Source organism: Roseateles flavus (assembly GCF_039872765.1).
Taxonomy (GTDB): Bacteria; Pseudomonadota; Gammaproteobacteria; order Burkholderiales; family Burkholderiaceae_C; genus Roseateles_B; species Roseateles_B flavus.
In genome coordinates, this window is the sequence record NZ_JBDPZC010000001.1 from 1068730 (window position 1) to 1085728 (window position 16999).

The 16999-nt window shown below is 68.5% G+C and carries 16 protein-coding genes; 13 read left to right on the forward strand and 3 right to left on the reverse strand.

The features are described 5' to 3' along the window. The 9 genes from lepB (at position 1) to nagZ (ending at position 6800) form a co-directional block, all read left to right on the forward strand. Entirely contained in the window at positions 1 to 975 is a 975-nt protein-coding gene (lepB, locus tag ABDJ40_RS04785) for a signal peptidase I (RefSeq protein ID WP_269631584.1), read from the forward strand. 85 nt (positions 976 to 1060) lie between these two features. After that, on the forward strand, positions 1061 to 1381 hold the full coding sequence (locus ABDJ40_RS04790) for a DUF4845 domain-containing protein (RefSeq protein WP_347606742.1): 321 nt from the start codon (positions 1061 to 1063) through the stop codon (positions 1379 to 1381). A 30-nt stretch (positions 1382 to 1411) separates the two neighbouring features. Continuing rightward, entirely contained in the window at positions 1412 to 2104 is a 693-nt protein-coding gene (gene rnc, locus ABDJ40_RS04795) for a ribonuclease III (RefSeq protein WP_269631582.1), read from the forward strand. A gap of 130 nt (positions 2105 to 2234) precedes the next feature. Next, the gene (gene era, locus ABDJ40_RS04800; RefSeq protein WP_183103020.1) at positions 2235 to 3143 is read left to right on the forward strand and encodes a GTPase Era; all 909 of its coding nucleotides are present in this window, start codon (positions 2235 to 2237) and stop codon (positions 3141 to 3143) included. Positions 3144 to 3162: 19 nt separating this feature from the next. Continuing rightward, positions 3163 to 3942, forward strand: coding sequence for a DNA repair protein RecO (gene recO / locus ABDJ40_RS04805; protein WP_347606747.1), 780 nt, complete (start codon positions 3163 to 3165; stop codon positions 3940 to 3942). A gap of 4 nt (positions 3943 to 3946) precedes the next feature. Then, entirely contained in the window at positions 3947 to 4729 is a 783-nt protein-coding gene (locus ABDJ40_RS04810) for a pyridoxine 5'-phosphate synthase (RefSeq protein WP_347606750.1), read from the forward strand. Beyond that, positions 4722 to 5246, forward strand: a complete 525-nt coding sequence (locus ABDJ40_RS04815) for a GNAT family N-acetyltransferase (RefSeq protein WP_347606753.1) — start codon at positions 4722 to 4724, stop codon at positions 5244 to 5246. Before ABDJ40_RS04810 ends, ABDJ40_RS04815 begins: the two co-directional genes overlap by 8 nt. Continuing rightward, entirely contained in the window at positions 5243 to 5653 is a 411-nt protein-coding gene (gene acpS, locus ABDJ40_RS04820) for a holo-ACP synthase (RefSeq protein ID WP_347606756.1), read from the forward strand. Before ABDJ40_RS04815 ends, acpS begins: the two co-directional genes overlap by 4 nt. Before the next feature lie 82 nt (positions 5654 to 5735). After that, the gene (gene nagZ, locus ABDJ40_RS04825) at positions 5736 to 6800 is read left to right on the forward strand and encodes a beta-N-acetylhexosaminidase (protein ID WP_347607376.1); all 1065 of its coding nucleotides are present in this window, start codon (positions 5736 to 5738) and stop codon (positions 6798 to 6800) included. Positions 6801 to 6854: 54 nt separating this feature from the next. Here nagZ and ABDJ40_RS04830 read toward each other — a convergent pair whose 3' ends face one another. The 3 genes from ABDJ40_RS04830 to ABDJ40_RS04840 all read right to left on the reverse strand — a co-directional run bounded on the left by ABDJ40_RS04830 (position 6855) and on the right by ABDJ40_RS04840 (position 12923). Next, a complete protein-coding gene (locus ABDJ40_RS04830) occupies positions 6855 to 7850 on the reverse strand; it encodes a hypothetical protein (protein ID WP_347606761.1) in 996 nt (331 codons plus the stop codon). Positions 7851 to 8085: 235 nt separating this feature from the next. Further along, positions 8086 to 9588 (reverse strand): POT-type proton-dependent oligopeptide transporter, encoded by a 1503-nt coding sequence (locus ABDJ40_RS04835; protein WP_269632115.1) that lies wholly within the window; start codon positions 9586 to 9588, stop codon positions 8086 to 8088. Positions 9589 to 9896: 308 nt separating this feature from the next. Then, complete coding sequence (locus tag ABDJ40_RS04840; RefSeq protein ID WP_347606764.1) at positions 9897 to 12923, reverse strand: Rne/Rng family ribonuclease; 3027 nt, start codon at positions 12921 to 12923, stop codon at positions 9897 to 9899. A 799-nt stretch (positions 12924 to 13722) separates the two neighbouring features. On the opposite strand from ABDJ40_RS04840, the gene ABDJ40_RS04845 reads away from it, so the two are divergent. The 4 genes from ABDJ40_RS04845 to ABDJ40_RS04860 all read left to right on the forward strand — a co-directional run bounded on the left by ABDJ40_RS04845 (position 13723) and on the right by ABDJ40_RS04860 (position 16986). Next, on the forward strand, positions 13723 to 14808 hold the full coding sequence (locus ABDJ40_RS04845; RefSeq protein WP_430765590.1) for an RluA family pseudouridine synthase: 1086 nt from the start codon (positions 13723 to 13725) through the stop codon (positions 14806 to 14808). Then, entirely contained in the window at positions 14805 to 15473 is a 669-nt protein-coding gene (locus ABDJ40_RS04850) for an HAD family hydrolase (RefSeq protein ID WP_347606768.1), read from the forward strand. Before ABDJ40_RS04845 ends, ABDJ40_RS04850 begins: the two co-directional genes overlap by 4 nt. An 18-nt stretch (positions 15474 to 15491) precedes the next feature. Beyond that, positions 15492 to 15887, forward strand: a complete 396-nt coding sequence (locus tag ABDJ40_RS04855) for a Rieske (2Fe-2S) protein (protein ID WP_347606772.1) — start codon at positions 15492 to 15494, stop codon at positions 15885 to 15887. Positions 15888 to 15948: 61 nt separating this feature from the next. Next, positions 15949 to 16986, forward strand: a complete 1038-nt coding sequence (locus ABDJ40_RS04860; protein WP_430765591.1) for a S49 family peptidase — start codon at positions 15949 to 15951, stop codon at positions 16984 to 16986. Positions 16987 to 16999: the final 13 nt, after the last annotated feature.

A 16999-nucleotide genomic window follows, 5' to 3' on the forward strand; every position in this document is an offset into this window, starting at 1 on the left:
ATGAGTGCACTGACCGGGATTCTGTTCGCGGCGCTGATCGTCTATGGCGGCGGCTGGTACGCAGGGCAATGGACGGGCAATTTCGCCCTGCTGCTGCTGATCCTCACTTCGGTGACCGGCCTGTACTGGCTGGCCGAGCGTGTCCATTTCCGTCCGGTCCGGGAGAAGGCCGCGGCAGACCTGGAAGCCGCCGATCTCAAGCGCCGCGAGGCCCTGGCCGCCCAGGGCATTGCCCGGGTCGATGGCGACATCATCGCGGCCAAGGAAGAGGTGCTGCGCCAGCCCTGGTGGCTGGACTGGACCGCCGGCCTGTTCCCGGTGATCCTCATCGTCTTCGTGCTGCGGTCCTTCCTGTTCGAGCCCTTCAAGATCCCCTCGGGCTCCATGGTGCCGACCCTGCTGGTGGGTGACCTCATCCTGGTCAACAAGTTCCACTACGGCATCCGCCTGCCGGTGATCAACAAGAAGATCATCAGCAACCACGAGGTGCAGCGGGGCGACGTCATGGTCTTCCGCTACCCCGAGGACCCTCGCATGGACTTCATCAAGCGCGTGGTGGGCCTGCCGGGCGACGAGATCAGCTACCGCAACCAGCATCTCTACCTCAATGGCAAGCTGGTGGATGTGAAGCCGGTGGACGCCTACTACGACGAAGACAGCATGCAGATGCGCAACCGCTTCGAGGAGAAGCTGGGCGAGAAGCCGCACAAGCTGCTGGTCGACATGAACCGCCAGCAGTTCTTCCACCCGGATCGCAAGGACGGCCCCTTCCCCTTCCAGGACCATTGCACCTACAACGCTGAGGGCTTGACTTGCAAGGTGCCGGCGGGACACTACTTCATGCTGGGGGACAACCGGGACAATTCCCGCGACTCCCGGTTCTGGGGTTTCGTGCCTGACGAGAACATCGTCGGCAAGGCCTTCGCGGTCTGGATGAACTTCAGCAATCCCAAACGCATTGGATTCTTTGACTGAGCCGTCCGTGGATACTGCGGGGCTTTCTGTTCAGCGAGGAGAGGCAATGAGGCGTGCGCACCGTCACCAGTCTGGCGTCAGCTTGATGGGTCTGCTGTTCTGGGCCGTGATCCTGTCCTTCACGGGCCTGATCGCCGCCCGCACCATCCCGACCGTGATGGAGTTCTACACGATCCAGCATGCGGTGGACAAGATCGCCCGCGGCAACCCGGCCACCGTGCCCGTGGCCCGGGCGGAGTTCGAGCGCGTCAAGCAGGTGGAGTACTCCATCACCAGCATCGGCGCCGACGACCTAGTGATCACCAAGGAAGACGACCGCGTCCGCATCAGCTTTGCCTATGACAAGCAGGTGGAGCTCTTCGGTCCGGTGTCCCTGCTGATCAAGTACGAGGGTCGGTCTCACTGAGACACGGTTGCCAGCGTCATGAGCCATCCCATGGATGCCCTGCAGTCGCGGCTGGGCTACCAATTCAAGGACAGCGGCCTGCTGCAGCGGGCCGTGACCCATCGCAGCTTCGGCGCCGATCACAACGAGCGCCTGGAATTCCTCGGTGATGCGGTCCTGAGCCTGGCGGTCTCCAGCCTGCTCTACGAGCGCTATGCCGGTTCCGACGAAGGCGACCTCACCCGCATCCGCGCCCACCTGGTGCGCGAGGAAAGCCTGCACAAGCTGGCCCTGAGCCTGGACCTGCCCCAGGTGCTGCGCATGAGCGAGGGCGAGGCCCGCGGTGGTGGCGCGCAGCGCGCCTCCATCCTGGCCGACGCCACCGAGGCCATCATCGGCGCGGCCTTTGTGGATGGCGGCTACCCGGCAGCCCGCGAAATCGTGGGCCGGCTGCTCGGTGAGCTGATCAACACCTCGGCCAGCGACACCTGGGCCAAGGACGCCAAGACGGCGCTCCAGGAATGGCTGCAGGCGCGCCGCCTGGCGGTACCCAGCTACCGCATCATCGAGACCCGCGGCCAGGCGCACAACCAGACCTTCGAGGTCGAGTGCGCCGTGCCGGCCCTGGGCCTCGCCAAGCAGGGCGAAGGCCGTTCACGCCGCGCTGCCGAACAGGACGCCGCCAAGCGTATGCTTGCGGAACTGGTGGCGCGCGACAAGCCCGGGTCCGCGCTGTCCTCCTGAGGCGCGAGGGCATTCCGGTGCCGCCACGCCTCGCCATGCCACGAGGCTTGGGCCCTATTTCGATCACACTGCGCCGCGATCCGGCGCCATCCACCTGCGCCACTGACCGGGCGCACCAGAGGTCACTGACATGAACGACACCGCGCCTGAGTCCGGGCTGCCGCAACGCTGCGGCCTCATCGCCATCGTGGGCCGGCCCAATGTGGGCAAGTCCACCTTGCTGAACGCCCTCGTGGGGCAGAAGGTCAGCATCACCTCGGACAAGGCCCAGACCACGCGCCACCGCATCACCGGCGTGCGCACCCTGGAGGAGGCCCAGTTCGTGTTCGTGGACACCCCCGGCTTCCAGACCAAGCACAACGCCGCCCTGAACCGCAACCTGAACCGCACGGTGCATGGGGTGCTGGGTGACGTGGACCTGGTGCTCTTCGTGGTCGAGGCCGGCCGCTTCGGCCTGGACGACGCCAAGGTGCTGGCCCTGCTGCCCGAGAACAAGCCCGTGGTGCTGATCGCCAACAAGCTGGACGCCGTGCACCGCCGCGCCGAGCTGGCCCCCTGGCTCAAGAGCATGGCCGAGCGCCGCAACTTCGCCGAGTTCGTGCCCCTGTCGGCCCGCAAGGAAGCCGACGTCACCCGCCTCTTCAAGATCCTCAAGCCCTACCTGCCCGAGCAGGGCTGGTTCTACGACGAAGACGCCCTGACCGATCGCTCCGAGCGCTTCCTGGCCACCGAGATCATCCGCGAGAAGCTCTTCCGCCTGACCGGTGACGAGCTGCCCTACACCTCCACCGTCGTCATCGACAAATGGGAAGACGAGGGCGAGCTGCGCCGCATCTCGGCCTCCATCGTGGTCGAGCGCGACGCCCACAAGGGCATGATCATCGGCCAGGGCGGCGAGCGCCTGAAGCGCATCGGCTCCGAGGCCCGCCAGGAGCTGGAGCACCTGATGGACGGTCGCGTCTTCCTGGAGCTGTGGGTCAAGGTCCGCTCCGGCTGGGCGGACAACGAAGAGCATCTGCGCACCTATGGCTACGAGTGAGTGACCGCGGCGGCCCTGAATGGTCACCCGCGCCCCTCGACTGCCCAGCACGCAGCCGGCCTTCGTGCTGCACCACTACGACTGGAGCGAGACCAGTCTCATCCTCGACCTCTTCACCCGCGAGCAGGGCCGCCTGGCCGTGGTCGCCAAGGGGGCGAAGCGGCCGTATTCGCAGCTGCGATCGGTGCTGCTGCCTTTCCAGCGCCTGCAGGTAGGCCTCAGCAAGCCCTCGCGTGACGATCGCAGCGAGGGCGAGGTCCAGACCCTGCGCAGCGCCGAATGGGCCGGCGGCCACACGCTGCCCAACGGCGCGGCCCTGTTCGCCGGCTACTACCTCAACGAACTGCTGCTGAAGCTGCTGGCCCGGCAGGATCCGCATCCGCGCCTCTTCGATGCCTACGCGGCCACCCTCCCGCTGCTGCGCGAGGATGAAGACCAGCGCAGCCAGGCCGCCCTGCGCGCCTTCGAGCTGCGCATGCTGGCCGACCTGGGCCTGCTGCCCGACCTCAGCGTGGTCACCCAGACCCAGCGTGCGCTGGATCTGGAGCGGCTCTACATGCTGAGCCCCGAGATGGGTGTCTGTGCCCTGAGCCATGAGGCGCCCGCCTTCGGGGCGATGCAGCTGGTGCAGCTGCAGGCGGCGCTGCTGCATGGTTCGCAGGTCGCCCTGCAGCAGGCCTGCGCGGATTGCCTGCCCGCGCTCAAGGCCTGCCTGCGCGGGCTGCTTCACTATCATCTGGGCCACAAGCCGCTGCGCACGCGCACGGTGATGCTGGATCTGCAAAAACTCCTGGACTGATGCCATGAACCCCCTGGTCGCTCCCGAAGCCCTGCGCCACGACGGCCGCTGCGCCCTGTCGGTCAACGTCAACAAGGTCGCGCTGCTGCGCAACACCCGGCACCTGGGCATCCCCAGCGTGACCCGCGCCGCCGAGCTGTGCCTGCAGGCCGGTGCCCAGGGCATCACCGTGCATCCGCGGCCGGACGGCCGCCACATCCGCACGGACGATGTCCATGAGCTGGCGGCCCTGCTCAAGACCTGGCCCCAGGCCGAGTACAACATCGAGGGCAACCCGACGCAGAACCTGATGGACTTCGTGCGCCAGGTCCGGCCCCACCAGGTCACCTTCGTGCCCGACGCCGAGGACCAGTTCACCTCCGACCACGGCTGGAACCTGCCGACCGACATGGACCGCCTGCGTCCGCTGATCAGCGAATGCAAGGCCCTGGGCGTGCGCGTGAGCCTCTTCATGGACCCGATCCCGGCGGCCATGGCCCATGTCGCGGCCCTGGGGGTTGACCGCATCGAGCTCTACACCGAGACCTTCGCCAGCGCCTTCGGCACGCCGCGCGAGGCCGAGGTGCTGGCCGGCTTCACGGCCACGGCCGAGGCCGCCCTGGCCCTGGGCCTGGGCATCAACGCCGGCCATGACCTCAACCGCCCCAACCTGACCGCCTTCCTCAAGGCCGTGCCGGGCGTGCTGGAAGTTTCCATCGGCCATGCACTGATCGCGGACGCCCTGGAGCTGGGCTATGCCGAGACCGTGCGTGACTACCAGCGCAGCATCCAGCGCGCCTATGCCTGAGCTGCGCGAGGCGAGGGCGCAGGACCTGCCAGCGCTGTCGCAGCTGATCAGCTGGGTCTGGCTGCAGACCTATGCGGGCCAGGGCGTGCGGCCGGCCTTCGCCGGGTATCTCCATGAGACCTTCAGCCCTGCGGCGCTGGAGGCCTGGCTGGGCCCGGGCCACCGCTGCTGGCTGGCCGAGGACCAAGGCCATCTGCAGGGCATGATCCATGTCAGCCTCGGCAGCCGCTGCCCCGTGGCCTGGCAGCAGGGGCCGGAGGCCGAGGTGGGCGAGCTGTACGTCGTGCCGCCACTGGCCCGCCAGGGCCTGGGCAGGGCGCTGCTGGCGCAGGCGCGCGGGCAGTTGCCGGACCGGGCGCTGTGGCTGAGCGTCTGGGCCCCCAACGAGCGGGCCATCGCCTTCTACGAGCGCGAGCAGGGCCGCCGCCTGGGGGAGACCTGGTTCGAGCTCGAGCAGCAGCGACATCTCAACTGGATCTATGGCTGGCCCGCGCTGGCCGAGGGAGCGGGGTCATGATCTACGGCATCGGCACCGACGTCTGCGACATCCGCCGCATCGCAGACACCCTTCAGCGCCGCGGCCCGCGCTTCGCCGAGAAGGTGCTGGGCCCGCATGAGATCGAGGTGTTCCGCGATCGCAGCGCGCGCGTCGAAGCCCGCGGCATCGCCTACCTGGCCACGCGCTTCTCCGCCAAGGAGGCCTTCTCCAAGGCCATCGGCTTGGGGCTGCGCATGCCCATGACCTGGCGCGACTGCGAGATCGTCAAGGCCGCCAGCGGCAAGCCCGAGATCCGCCTGCACGGCGCACTCAAGGCCTGGTTCGAGGCACGCGGCCTGCAGGCGCATGTCAGCGTCAGCGACGAGACGGACTACGCGACCTCCTTCGTGGTCGTCGAGACACGCCCGGCTGCGCTCCCGCCATGAGCGCGGCCCACCCTTTCATCAAAGACCACGACGCCCGCGCCCTGCGCTGGGCCACCCAACGCTAGGAAGCACGCCCATGGACATGCTGCACCACGCCCCCCTGATGCTGGACATCGCCGGCAGCACCCTGAGCCCGCATGAGCGCGAGCGCCTGAGCCATCCGCTGGTCGGCGGCCTCATCCTCTTCGCGCGCAATTTCGAGAGCCGCGCCCAGCTGACGGCCCTGTGCGGCGAGCTCAAGGCCCTGCGCCCTGACCTGCTCATCGCCGTGGACCAGGAAGGCGGCCGCGTGCAGCGCTTCCGCACCGATGGCTTCACGCCGCTGCCGGCCATGCGCGCCCTGGGCGAGCTGTGGATGAGCGATGCCATGCGCGCCACGCAGGCCGCGACGGCCCTGGGCTATGTGATGGCCATGGAACTGCGCGCTTGCGGCGTGGACATGAGCTTCGCGCCGGTGCTGGACCTGGACCACGGCGAGAGCTCGGTGATCGGCGACCGCAGCTTCCATCGCGATCCCCGCGTGGTGGCCATGCTGGCCAAGAGCGTGGCCCAGGGCCAGCTGATCGCCGGCATGGGGGCCTGCGGCAAGCACTTCCCCGGCCATGGCTGCGTGAAGGCCGACTCGCATGTGGACGTGCCCGTGGACCGCCGCAGCCTCAAGGCCATCCTGGCCGAGGATGCCAGGCCCTTCGAGTGGCTGCACCTGAGCCTGGCGGCGGTGATGCCGGCCCATGTGATCTATCCCAAGGTCGATGCGCGTCCGGCGGGCTTCTCTTCACGCTGGCTGCAGGACATCCTGCGCGAGCGCCTGGGCTTTGCCGGCCTCGTCTTCAGCGACGACCTCGGCATGCGCGGCGCACGCGTGCTGGAAGGGCGCGAGATCGGCTTCGCCGAGGCCGCCATTACCGCGCTGCACGCGGGCTGTGACATCGCGCTGCTGTGCAACCAGTCGATGGAGGAGGGCGGTCGTGTGCTCGACGAAGTGCTGCAGTCCCTGGAGGACGCCGCGCTGCAGGGCCGCTGGCAGCCCAGCCTGGAGAGCGAAGGCCGGCGGCAGCGCCTGCTGTCTCAGCAGGCCCCGCTCAGCTGGGATGAGCTGGTGCATGAGCCGGGCTATCACCTGGCCTTGCAGCAGCTGAACTTCTAGACGGTGCCTTCCGGGGCCGGCGGCTGTTCTCCACTGGCCGGCCCCGCCTCGCACTCAGCGCGTGGCGCTGACCTTGGCTGCCTTGCCATTGGCGGACGGCAAGGCCTTGCCGTCCGAGTCCATCTGCATCTGCAGATTCATTTGCAGGGTGTGGCCCTGGGGCAGGGGCATCTGCAGGGCCATGGTCATGTCCAGGTCGTTGTGCAGTTGCAGGCGGTCGGCCAGGCGCAGCTGCATGTGACCCGTGCCGCCGCCGCCAATCACCATCTGCAGTGAGGCAGGCGCAGCCGGCGCCGCGCCTTCCGGGGCGCTGGCGGGTCCTGCCGGCGTGGGCAGGTCCAGCTTGAGGTCCATCGTGGCCTTGACGTCGAAGAAGGCCACGCCGGCCTCCACCTTGGCCAGCGTGTAGCTCGCCTTCACCTTGCCGACATTGCTGCCCGCAGGCAGGTTGGGGATGGGCAGGTTCATCTCCAGCGGCATGTCCACCGACTCGCCCACGCGCAGCGTGGCGCCATTCATCTTGGCCAAGGCGTCGAAGCTCTTGCGGAAGATGCCTTCGAGCATGTCCGGCGGCAGCTGCGCCGTACCTTCGCCCGAGAGGCGGATGTTCTCGTAGCGCCCGTCCACGATGAGCGCGCTGAACTGCATCGCCGGCATGCCGCGCTGGGGGACGCCAGGCACCAGGTCGCCATCGCCCGTGCGCATTTCCATCGTGCCTCGCTCGATGCGGGCGGTCAGCGGGGTGCGCCCCTTGGCGTCGGCCTTGTCCGTCTGCACGATCTGGCGCATCTGCATGCTCATGGTCAGCGGCATCTTGATCGCGCCGAGCTTGGCGCTGAGCTGCTGCACCTCCTCCTCGCTGGCGCCGTCGCGGGCCTTGAACTTCATGTCCGTGATCGCCTTGATGCGGAAGTCCTGCTGCTGCCGGGCATTGGGCAGCGGGATCAGGTTCAGCGTGACGGGGGTGTCGTCGGCGCGGACCAGGGATGGCAGCAGCGCGAGGGCGACACAGGCCAGCGGCACGAGCCGGCGCAGCGGGATCTTGGACATGGGTTTCCTCCTCTTGGATGGGCGACGGGGCGCTGGCCCCGCTTCTTGCCGCCGGATCTTAGTGGCAAGGCTGCGGGCCCTGCGCCTGTGGCGCCTCCCCCAGAGGAGGAGGGTGATGCTTATGCCTTCCTGTCGCGCGGACGGCTAGCGCCGTGAGTCCTGCTGCGGCCCCGGCATGAAAAAAGCCGACCGGCTCCATGGGGGCGCCGGTCGGCCGATGGGGGGCGATGCCGTCTTACTTGCGGTAGTTGTCCTGCATGCGGTAGCCCCGCGCATACAGCCCGAACAGCAGGGCCGCCAGCAGCGCGAAGGCCGCGAAGAAGAACATCTGGAAGGCGGTGACGCTGGTGCCCGTCGACTTGATGTAGCTGGTCACCCCCTCGCTCTTGACGCTGCTGTTGGCCAGCAGCACCCAGAGGTTGCCGATGGTGACCGAGAGGTTCCAGAAGCTGGTGATCACGCCCTTCATGGGCAGCGGTGCCTGGCTGTAGGCGAACTCGAGGCCGGTGGCCGAGACCAGCACCTCGCCCAGGGTCAGGATGGCGTAGGGCAGGATCTGCCAGACGATGCTCACCGTGTGGCCGTCGTCCAGCCACAGCTGCAGGCCGCCCACCACGATCCAGGCCACGCCCGACAGCGCGATGCCCGCACCCATGCGGCGCAGGGCCGTGATGCGCAGGCCCATGCGCTCCAGCATGGGGTAGAGCACCAGGTTGTTGAAGGGGATGAGGATCATCACCAGCGCCGGGTTCAGGGCCTGCATCATGGAGGACTGGAACCACTCGGGCTTGCTCATCTGGTCGGCCTGGAGGATCCAGGTCGAGGCCTTCTGGTCAAAGAGGGACCAGAAGGGCGTCACCAGCGCGAAGAGCACCAGCAGGCGCAGCACGGCGCGCACGCCCTCGATGGCCTCGGGTGGATGCGCCTTCGAGGCCTGGCCCAGCTGCAGCGCGGCGCCGGCGCCGCCGAAACCCATCAGCAGCACCAGGGCCAGGCAGAAGCTGGCCACGAAGCCGATCTGCTTCATCAGCAGGAAGCTGCCCACCGCGCCGACCAGGCCGATCAGGGCGACGACGAGGCCGGGGCCGCCGGTCTTGAGGGCGCTGACCACGACCTTGAGGAAGCTGTGCGGGTCATGGGCCACCGGCGGGGTGTGGACGTACTTCCTGCGGCCGCTCCAGAAGATCAGCGTGGCGATGGCCATCAGCACGCCAGGAATGCCGAAGGCCACGCTCGCGCCGAACTGCTTGAGGAAGATGGGCATCAGCAGCGAGGCGAAGAAGGAGCCGAAGTTGATGATCCAGTAGAAGGCGTCATAGACCTTCTGCGCGAGGCTGCGGTTGCTGCTGTCGAACTGGTCGCCCACGAAGGAGCTCACCAGTGGCTTGATGCCGCCTGAGCCCAGGGAAATCAGGAAGAGGCCTGTGTAGAAGCCGGTGATGTTCTTCTCGAAGATCGCTAGGCAGGCATGGCCGCAGCAATACAGCAGGCTCAGCCAGAAGATGGTGTTGTACTTGCCGAAGAAGCGGTCGGCGATCCAGCCGCCCAGCAACGGGAAGAAGTAGACACCGATCACGAAGGTGTGGAAGACCTCCTTGGCTTCGGCCTTGCGCAGGTCTTCCGGGATAGCCATCAACAGGCTGGTCATCAGGAAGACCGTCAGGATGTTGCGCATGCCGTAGAAGCTGAAGCGCTCGCATCCTTCGTTGCCGATGATGTAGGGGATCTGCGGCGGCATCTTGGGCGCCGCGGTGCTGGCTGTCTGGGTCACGGTCAATCCTTGTGTCGGGCCGCAGGCGGGTCGCCCGCAGCTGGCGGCGGTGCTGGGTGCAGCAGGGCTGCCACTGTAGGCGAAAAGTCGAGGCGGAAAAGGGTGCCAACCCTAGGCGAAGGGTGGCACCGTCCGGCGAGAGGGCGGGCCCTCATCGCACGGCGCAGGCGTGGGGCCGGAAGCCCAGGCGGGCGTTGGGCGCCCCATGAAAAACGCCGCCGGGCGCAAGCCACGGCGGCGTGATCGGGGCCGGCTCACGGCCGGCGGGCGGGGGCTCAGCCCTGCAGCTCGAAGGGTAGCTTGACCTGGGCCAGATCCTTGCGGGTCTCGACCAGCACCAGCGGGCCTTCATCCAGCTGCAGCACGGGCGGACGCTCGCGCGGCACGCGCACGGGCTTGGGCTCGGCGGCGATGGCGGCCTGGGCAGCGGCCACCTTATCGGCGTCCGAGTTCACCCATTGCAGGCCGGCAGCTTCGGCAATGCCGTGCAGGTCGCCGATGGGCAGGCTGTAGGCCGGCACCACGGTGGCCGCAGGGGCCTCCACCGGGGCTGCGGCCACGACCGGCGCGGCCGGGGCCGGCACGGGCGCTGCAGCCGCTTCGATGACCGGTGCGGGAGCGGCGGCGGCCACGGACTCGACAGCCTCGCCCACCAGTTCCAGCTGCTGCGGGGCGGCCTGCTCGGCGCCTTCGCTGCCTTCCGGACCGTCAGCACCGTCAGCGCCTTCACCGGCCTGGCCTTCGCGGCGGTCGCGGCGGTAGCGGTCACGGCTGCGGCGGCGGCGGCCATCGCGGCCTTCCTCACCTTGCGCGCCATCGCTCGGGGCCTCGCCCTGGGCGTCGGTGGCAGCGCCTTCCTGGGCCGGCGCCTCGGCCGGCACGGCGCCAGCGTCGGCGGCCTGCTCGGTCTCGGCGCCGTTCAGGGCTTCGCTGCCTGCCTCCTGGGCGCGATCCTCGCGGTCGCGGCCCCCACGGCGGCGACGGCGGCGGCCCTGACGCTCTTCACCCGCGGCCTCCGGGGCCATGCCATCAGGGATGGTGTCCTGGAAGGCGGTCGGGGACTCGGCACCCGTGGTCTCGACCAGAGCCTGGACCTCGGCGGCCGGACGCTCCTGGCGCTCGCCACGCTCACCGCGCTCACCACGGTTGCGGCGGCCTTCGCCGCGTTCACCGCGCTCGCCACGCTCTGCGCGTTCGCCGTTGCGCTCACCGCGCTCCGCACGTTCGGGACGGTTGCCTTCCGGCGTGGCGGCTTCATTGCGCTCGCCGCGCTCGTTGCGGCGGCCGCGTTCCTGGCGCTCGCCGCGCTCGGCGCGTTCACCACTGCGCTCACCACGCTCGCTGCGATCACCGCGTTCACCGCGTTCAGCACGGTCGCCGCGCTCGGCGCGCTGGCCGTCCTTGCCTTCGCCGCGGCCCTTGCCGTCCTTGCGCTCGCCGCGTTCGCCACGTTCACGGCGGCGGCCATCACGGCTGCCATCGCGTCCACCCTCGCGGCCTTCACGCTTGGCGCCATCCTTGCGTTCGGTCTCGGCGGGCTTGGCTTCCTCGGCCGGCGTCTCGCCATTGCCGAAGATCTTCTTGAGCCAGCCGAAGAAGCCACTGCTGGTGGCGGCCGGGGCGGCTGCAGCGGGCGCTGCGGGGGCCGGCGCCGCAGGGGCTGCCACGGGCTTGGGCGGCACCACCGGAGCGGGCTGCTCGGGCAGGATGCCCTTGATCACGGGCTCCTGCTTGCTCTTGCCCTTGTCGTCGCCGCCGCGGCGGGTGATGCCCACCTCGTCCTGCGGCTCTTCGATCATGGTGTAGCTGGCCTGCAGGTTCTCCAGACGGGGGTCGTCATGGCGCAGGCGCTCCAGCTTGTAGTTGGGCGTCTCGAGGTGCTTGTTGGGCACCAGCAGCACGGTCACGCGCTGCTTGAGCTCGATCTTGGTGATCTCGGTGCGCTTCTCGTTCAGCAGGAAGCTGGTCACCTCCACCGGCACCTGCACGTGCACGGCGGCGGTGTTGTCCTTCATGGACTCTTCCTGGACCATGCGCAGGATCTGCAGCGCCGAGCTTTCCGTGTCACGGATGTGGCCGGTGCCATTGCAGCGCGGGCAGGTGATGTGGCTGCCTTCGCTCAGCGCCGGGCGCAGGCGCTGGCGGCTCAGTTCCAGCAGGCCGAACTTGCTGATGGAGCTGAACTGCACGCGGGCGCGGTCCTGGCGCAGGGCGTCGCGCAGGCGCTGCTCGACCTCGCGGCGGTTCTTGGACTCCTCCATGTCGATGAAGTCCACGACGATCAGGCCGCCGAGGTCACGCAGGCGCATCTGGCGGGCGATCTCGTCAGCCGCTTCCAGGTTGGTGCGGGTCGCGGTTTCCTCGATGTCGCCGCCGCGGGTGGCGCGGGCGGAGTTGACGTCCACCGAGACCAGGGCCTCGGTGTGGTCGATCACGATGGCGCCGCCGGAGGGCAGGTTCACCGTGCGGCTGAAGGCCGTCTCGATCTGGTGCTCGATCTGGAAGCGGCTGAACAGCGGGGCGTCGTCACGGTAACGCTTCACGCGATGCGCGTTGTCCGGCATCACGTGGTTCATGAACTGGTGGGCCTGCTCGTAGATGTCGTCCGTGTCGATCAGGATCTCACCGATGTCGGCGGTGAAGTAGTCGCGGATCGCGCGGATGACGAGCGAGCTTTCCTGGTAGATCAGGTAGGCGCCCTTGCCGCCGCCGGAGGCGTCGTCGATCGCCGTCCAGAGCTTGAGCATGTAGTTGAGGTCCCACTGCAGCTCGGCGGCGGTGCGGCCGATGCCGGCGGTGCGGGCGATCAGCGACATGCCCTTGGGGTAGTCCAGCTGGTCGAGGTTCTCCTTGAGCTCCTCGCGGTCCTCGCCCTCGATGCGGCGCGAGACGCCACCGCCCCGGGGGTTGTTGGGCATCAGCACGAGGTAGCGGCCGGCCAGGGAGATGAAGGTGGTCAGGGCGGCGCCCTTGTTGCCACGTTCTTCCTTCTCGACCTGGACCAGCAGTTCCTGGCCTTCCTTGATGGCGTCCTGGATCTTGGCCGAGCGCACGTCCGTGCCATCACGGAAGTACTGGCGCGAGATTTCCTTGAAGGGGAGGAAGCCGTGGCGGTCTTCTCCGTAGTCCACGAAGCAGGCCTCGAGCGAGGGCTCGACCCGCGTCACGACGGCCTTGTAGATATTGCCCTTGCGCTGTTCGCGGCCTTCGATTTCAGTTTCGAAGTCCAGCAGCTTCTGGCCATCGACGATTGCGAGGCGCCGTTCTTCCGGCTGCGTCGCATTGATCAGCATGCGTTTCATCGTTTCTCCTTACACGCCGTCCACACTGGTCGAAACCAGCCTGCACGGCGCGCGCACCACATCGCACGGGGCGTGAGCCCGCGGGCGACCGACATCAGCACGAGAAACGCGGTGGAACCGAGGAAGGAATCGCCCTGGACTGCTGGAGATCGCGAAGCTCGCGATCAGGCCGGCAGCGTTGGCGCGTGCGCTTCAACAGGTGGCGCGGAGCCTCCCTCCCGTGAACACGCCACCATCGTTGGCGCGACCCGGCCGCGGCTGATGCGGGGCAGGCAGCCGGTCAGCGACCGGGGCTGCGCGCGCATGCGGCGGGGGGTGGGGGGATTGCTGGGATTCATCCGCGAGGAACTGCTGGGCGCTGGCATGAGGCCTCCGGCTCTTGGCCGGGTGGCCTCACACGATGAAAAACCTTATTCGTGCCGGTCGCGGGGGTGTAGCCCCTCGACCAGGCGTGGTCCGTACTGCGTTGCTCTTCCGTACCAGCCCACCGACCGCCGCTGTCGCTTGGGGACAGGGCCCGCCGGGCAGGCAGACACGTTGCTTCACCAAATTGTGAGGGCCTTGACGGGGGCAGCGGCTTGCGCCGCGGACCGCCTGTTCCAGGCCCCACCACCCCTGCGTTCTTTGCATCCCCGCGGCTCACCCGCAGGTAAAATCAGAAAAATCAAATACTTAGAACGCAATCGTGGTACGGAAGATTATAGGGGCTAAAGGTCGCAGCCCGAGTTCGGGAAGCGACCAGGCTGCCAGGCGCCCCGCGGCGCCGGCACAGCCCGGGCGCGGCAAGGCGTCCACCACGATGAAACGGGGTGAAACACCGCGTTCGGCGCCGACCTCCGGCGCCGCAAGCCAGGCCGGCGCCCGGCTGCCGTCCCCCGCGCAGGGGACAGCCGCCGCGCTCAAGCCCGCGCCGGCCGTGCAGTTGCTCACCATCGACGAAGGCTCCGCCGGCCAGCGCCTGGACAACTTCCTGCTGAAGGTGCTCAAGGGCGTGCCCAAGACCCATGTCTACCGTGTGATCCGCGCCGGCGAGGTGCGGGTCAACAAGGGCCGGGCCCAGGCCGACACCCGCCTGGAGCTGGGCGACGTGGTCCGCGTGCCGCCGGTGCGCCTGCCGGAGCGCAGCACCGCAGCCCAGCCGCCGGTGCCCGCACGCGAGTTCCCGGTGGTCTTCGAGGACGAGCACCTGATCGCCATCAACAAGCCCGCCGGCGTGGCCGTGCATGGCGGCTCGGGCGTGAGCTTCGGCGTGATCGAGCAGTTGCGCCAGGCTCGGCCGCAGGCCAAGTTCCTGGAGCTGGTGCACCGCCTGGACAAGGAGACCTCCGGCCTGCTGCTGATCGCCAAGAAGCGCAGCGCCCTCAACGCCCTGCAGGACCAGTTCCGGGACCGCGAGACGGGCAAGACCTATGCCGCCCTGGTCTGGGGCGCCTGGCCCAAGGGGCAGACGGTGATCGACGTGCCCCTGCTGAAGTTCGTCGGCAGCGACGGCGAGCGCTGGGTGCGCGCCGTGACCTCCTCTCACGACCCCGGCGCCGAGCAGGCCAAGCGCTCCATCAGCCTGGTGAAGCTGGCCGAGATCCTGCCCGGCTTCAGCCTGGTGGACGTGACCATCAAGACCGGGCGCACCCACCAGATCCGCGTGCACCTGGCCCAGGCGGGCCATGCCATTGCGGGTGATCCGAAATATGGCGATTTCGAGGCCAACAAGGCCCTGGCCCGCGGCGAGACCGTGCCCGGCCTTCGCTTCGACCGCATGTTCCTGCATGCGCGTCGCCTGCGTTTCGCCCACCCTGCCGACGGCCAGGAGATCGAGTTGACGGCACCCTTGCCGGACGAGTGCGAATCCCTGCTGACCCAGCTGCGTCAAGGCCAAGCCCGATGAACGATCCCCGACCCCAAAGCTACGACCTCATCGTCTTCGACTGGGACGGCACCCTGTTCGACTCCACGGCCCTCATCGTGCAGGCCATCCAGGGCGCCGCCGCCGATCTGGGCCTGCCCGTGCCCCCGCGCGAGCGCGCCGCGCACGTGATCGGCCTGGGGCTCTACGAGGCCCTGGCCATCGCCATGCCCGAGCTGCCGCGCGAGCGCTATGCCGAGATGGGCCAGGCCTACCGCAAGCACTATTTCGCCCAGCACGAGGCCCTGTGTCTCTTTGGCGGGGTCGAGGATCTGCTGCAGGCGCTCAAGGCGCGGCACCACTGGCTGGCCATCGCCACGGGCAAGAGCCGCAGCGGACTGGATGAGGCCCTGCGCCACGTCGCCCTGCACGGCGTCTTCGATGCCAGCCGCACGGCCGACGAGACCCAGAGCAAGCCGCACCCGCTGATGCTGGAGGAGCTGATGCGCGAGTTCGCCGTGGAGCCCGAGCGCACGCTGATGATCGGCGACACCACGCATGACCTGCAGCTGGCCCGCAATGCCGGCTGCGCCGCGCTGGGCGTCAGCTACGGCGCCCACGACCCCGAGCATTTCGAGGCCTTCGAGCCGGTGCACATCGCCCACTCGGTGCCCGAGCTGCATGACTGGCTGCTGAAGCACGCCTGACAAGACCTGACCCCATCCATGGACTCCAGCGACAAGACCCCCACCGGCGATGGCCTGCCTCTGTGCGACTCCTCCACGCTGCAGGAGCGCGGCAAGGCGCACTGCTTCGAGGTGCTGCAGTACGGCCAGCCGGCCAGCGCCTTCGCCCTGCGTTTCGAAGGCCAGGCCGTGGCCTACCTGAACCGCTGCGCGCATGTGCCCACCGAGATGGACTGGCAGGAAGGCGAATTCCTGGACAGCGACAAGCGCTACATCATCTGCTCCATCCACGGCGCCGTGTACGACCCGCTCAGCGGCCGCTGCGTGACCGGCATGTGCGGCCGCATCGGTCTGCACAAGATCGAGGTGCAGGAGCGGGAGGGCAAGGTCTATTGGTATCCTAGCCGCGACACCAAGCCCGCATTCGAGGACTGAGCCCGCCCATCACATCCCCCGGGCCGGCAGCCTGCACAGGCCCTCGCATCCAATACCCGCCATGAATCCCAACGACGAACCGCCGCGCATCCTGCCCGACGCCACGGCCCGCCCTGAAGACATGCTCAAGGCCGCACCCGGGCCTGAGCGCGCGCCAGCACCTGCGACGGCCGCTGCGGCAGGCTACGAGCCGCTGCTGGCCCAGTTCGCCCAGGACTTCCTGCGCGACCGCCGCGCCGAGCGCCGCTGGCGCACCTTCTTCCGCCTGCTGTGGCTGGGCCTGGTGCTGTTCCTGTTCTGGGCCCTGTTCTTCCAGCCTCACCACGTCACGGCGCCGAACACGCCGCACACGGCATTGGTCGAGGTGCGCGGCGAGATCTCGGCGGACACCGAGGCCAGCGCCGAGCTGATGCTCTCCGCCCTGCGCAGCGCCTTCGAGGACCAGGGCGCGCAGGCCGTGGTGCTGCGCATCAACTCGCCCGGCGGCAGCCCGGTGCAGGCGGGCATCGTCTATGACGAGATCCAGCGCCTCAAGGCCAAGCATGGCAAGAAGGTCTATGCCGTGGTCGAGGAGATCTGTGCCTCCGGGGCCTACTACATCGCCGCCGCGGCCGACGAGATCTTCGTGGACAAGGCCAGCATCGTCGGTTCCATCGGCGTGCTGATGGACGGCTTCGGCTTCACCGGCCTCATGGACAAGCTGGGCATCGAGCGCCGCCTGCTCACCGCCGGCGAGAACAAGGGCATGCTGGACCCCTACAGCAAGGAGAACCCGCGCCAGAAGGCCTATGCCCAGGCCATGCTGGACCAGATCCACCGCCAGTTCATCGCCGTCGTGCGCGAAGGCCGCGGTGACCGCCTCAAGGAAACGCCCGAGATGTTCTCCGGCCTCTTCTGGAACGGCGAGGAGGCCGTCAAGCTGGGCCTGGCGGACGGCCTGGGCAACCTCGACTTCGTGGCCCGCGAGGTGGTCAAGGCCGAGGAGGTCATTGACTACACCCCGCGCGACAACGTGGCTGAGCGCCTGGCCAAGCGCTTCGGTGCGGCCATGGGCGAAGGCGCGGTGAAGGCCCTGCGCCAGCTGCCTGCCATCCACTGAGCCGGCATCGCCC

Excerpts from the sequence above, each read along its gene's own strand:
- lepB (WP_269631584.1), top strand. The coding sequence starts at position 1 with ATGAGTGCACTGACCGGGATTCTGTTCGCGGCGCTGATCGTCTATGGC.
- ABDJ40_RS04790 (WP_347606742.1), top strand. The coding sequence starts at position 1,061 with ATGGGTCTGCTGTTCTGGGCCGTGATCCTGTCCTTCACGGGCCTGATC.
- rnc (WP_269631582.1), top strand. The coding sequence starts at position 1,412 with ATGGATGCCCTGCAGTCGCGGCTGGGCTACCAATTCAAGGACAGCGGC.
- era (WP_183103020.1), top strand. The coding sequence starts at position 2,235 with ATGAACGACACCGCGCCTGAGTCCGGGCTGCCGCAACGCTGCGGCCTC.
- recO (WP_347606747.1), top strand. The coding sequence starts at position 3,163 with ATGGTCACCCGCGCCCCTCGACTGCCCAGCACGCAGCCGGCCTTCGTG.
- ABDJ40_RS04810 (WP_347606750.1), top strand. The coding sequence starts at position 3,947 with ATGAACCCCCTGGTCGCTCCCGAAGCCCTGCGCCACGACGGCCGCTGC.
- ABDJ40_RS04815 (WP_347606753.1), top strand. The coding sequence starts at position 4,722 with ATGCCTGAGCTGCGCGAGGCGAGGGCGCAGGACCTGCCAGCGCTGTCG.
- acpS (WP_347606756.1), top strand. The coding sequence starts at position 5,243 with ATGATCTACGGCATCGGCACCGACGTCTGCGACATCCGCCGCATCGCA.
- nagZ (WP_347607376.1), top strand. The coding sequence starts at position 5,736 with ATGCTGCACCACGCCCCCCTGATGCTGGACATCGCCGGCAGCACCCTG.
- ABDJ40_RS04830 (WP_347606761.1), bottom strand. The coding sequence starts at position 7,850 with ATGTCCAAGATCCCGCTGCGCCGGCTCGTGCCGCTGGCCTGTGTCGCC.
- ABDJ40_RS04835 (WP_269632115.1), bottom strand. The coding sequence starts at position 9,588 with ATGCCGCCGCAGATCCCCTACATCATCGGCAACGAAGGATGCGAGCGC.
- ABDJ40_RS04840 (WP_347606764.1), bottom strand. The coding sequence starts at position 12,923 with ATGAAACGCATGCTGATCAATGCGACGCAGCCGGAAGAACGGCGCCTC.
- ABDJ40_RS04845 (WP_430765590.1), top strand. The coding sequence starts at position 13,723 with ATGAAACGGGGTGAAACACCGCGTTCGGCGCCGACCTCCGGCGCCGCA.
- ABDJ40_RS04850 (WP_347606768.1), top strand. The coding sequence starts at position 14,805 with ATGAACGATCCCCGACCCCAAAGCTACGACCTCATCGTCTTCGACTGG.
- ABDJ40_RS04855 (WP_347606772.1), top strand. The coding sequence starts at position 15,492 with ATGGACTCCAGCGACAAGACCCCCACCGGCGATGGCCTGCCTCTGTGC.
- ABDJ40_RS04860 (WP_430765591.1), top strand. The coding sequence starts at position 15,949 with ATGAATCCCAACGACGAACCGCCGCGCATCCTGCCCGACGCCACGGCC.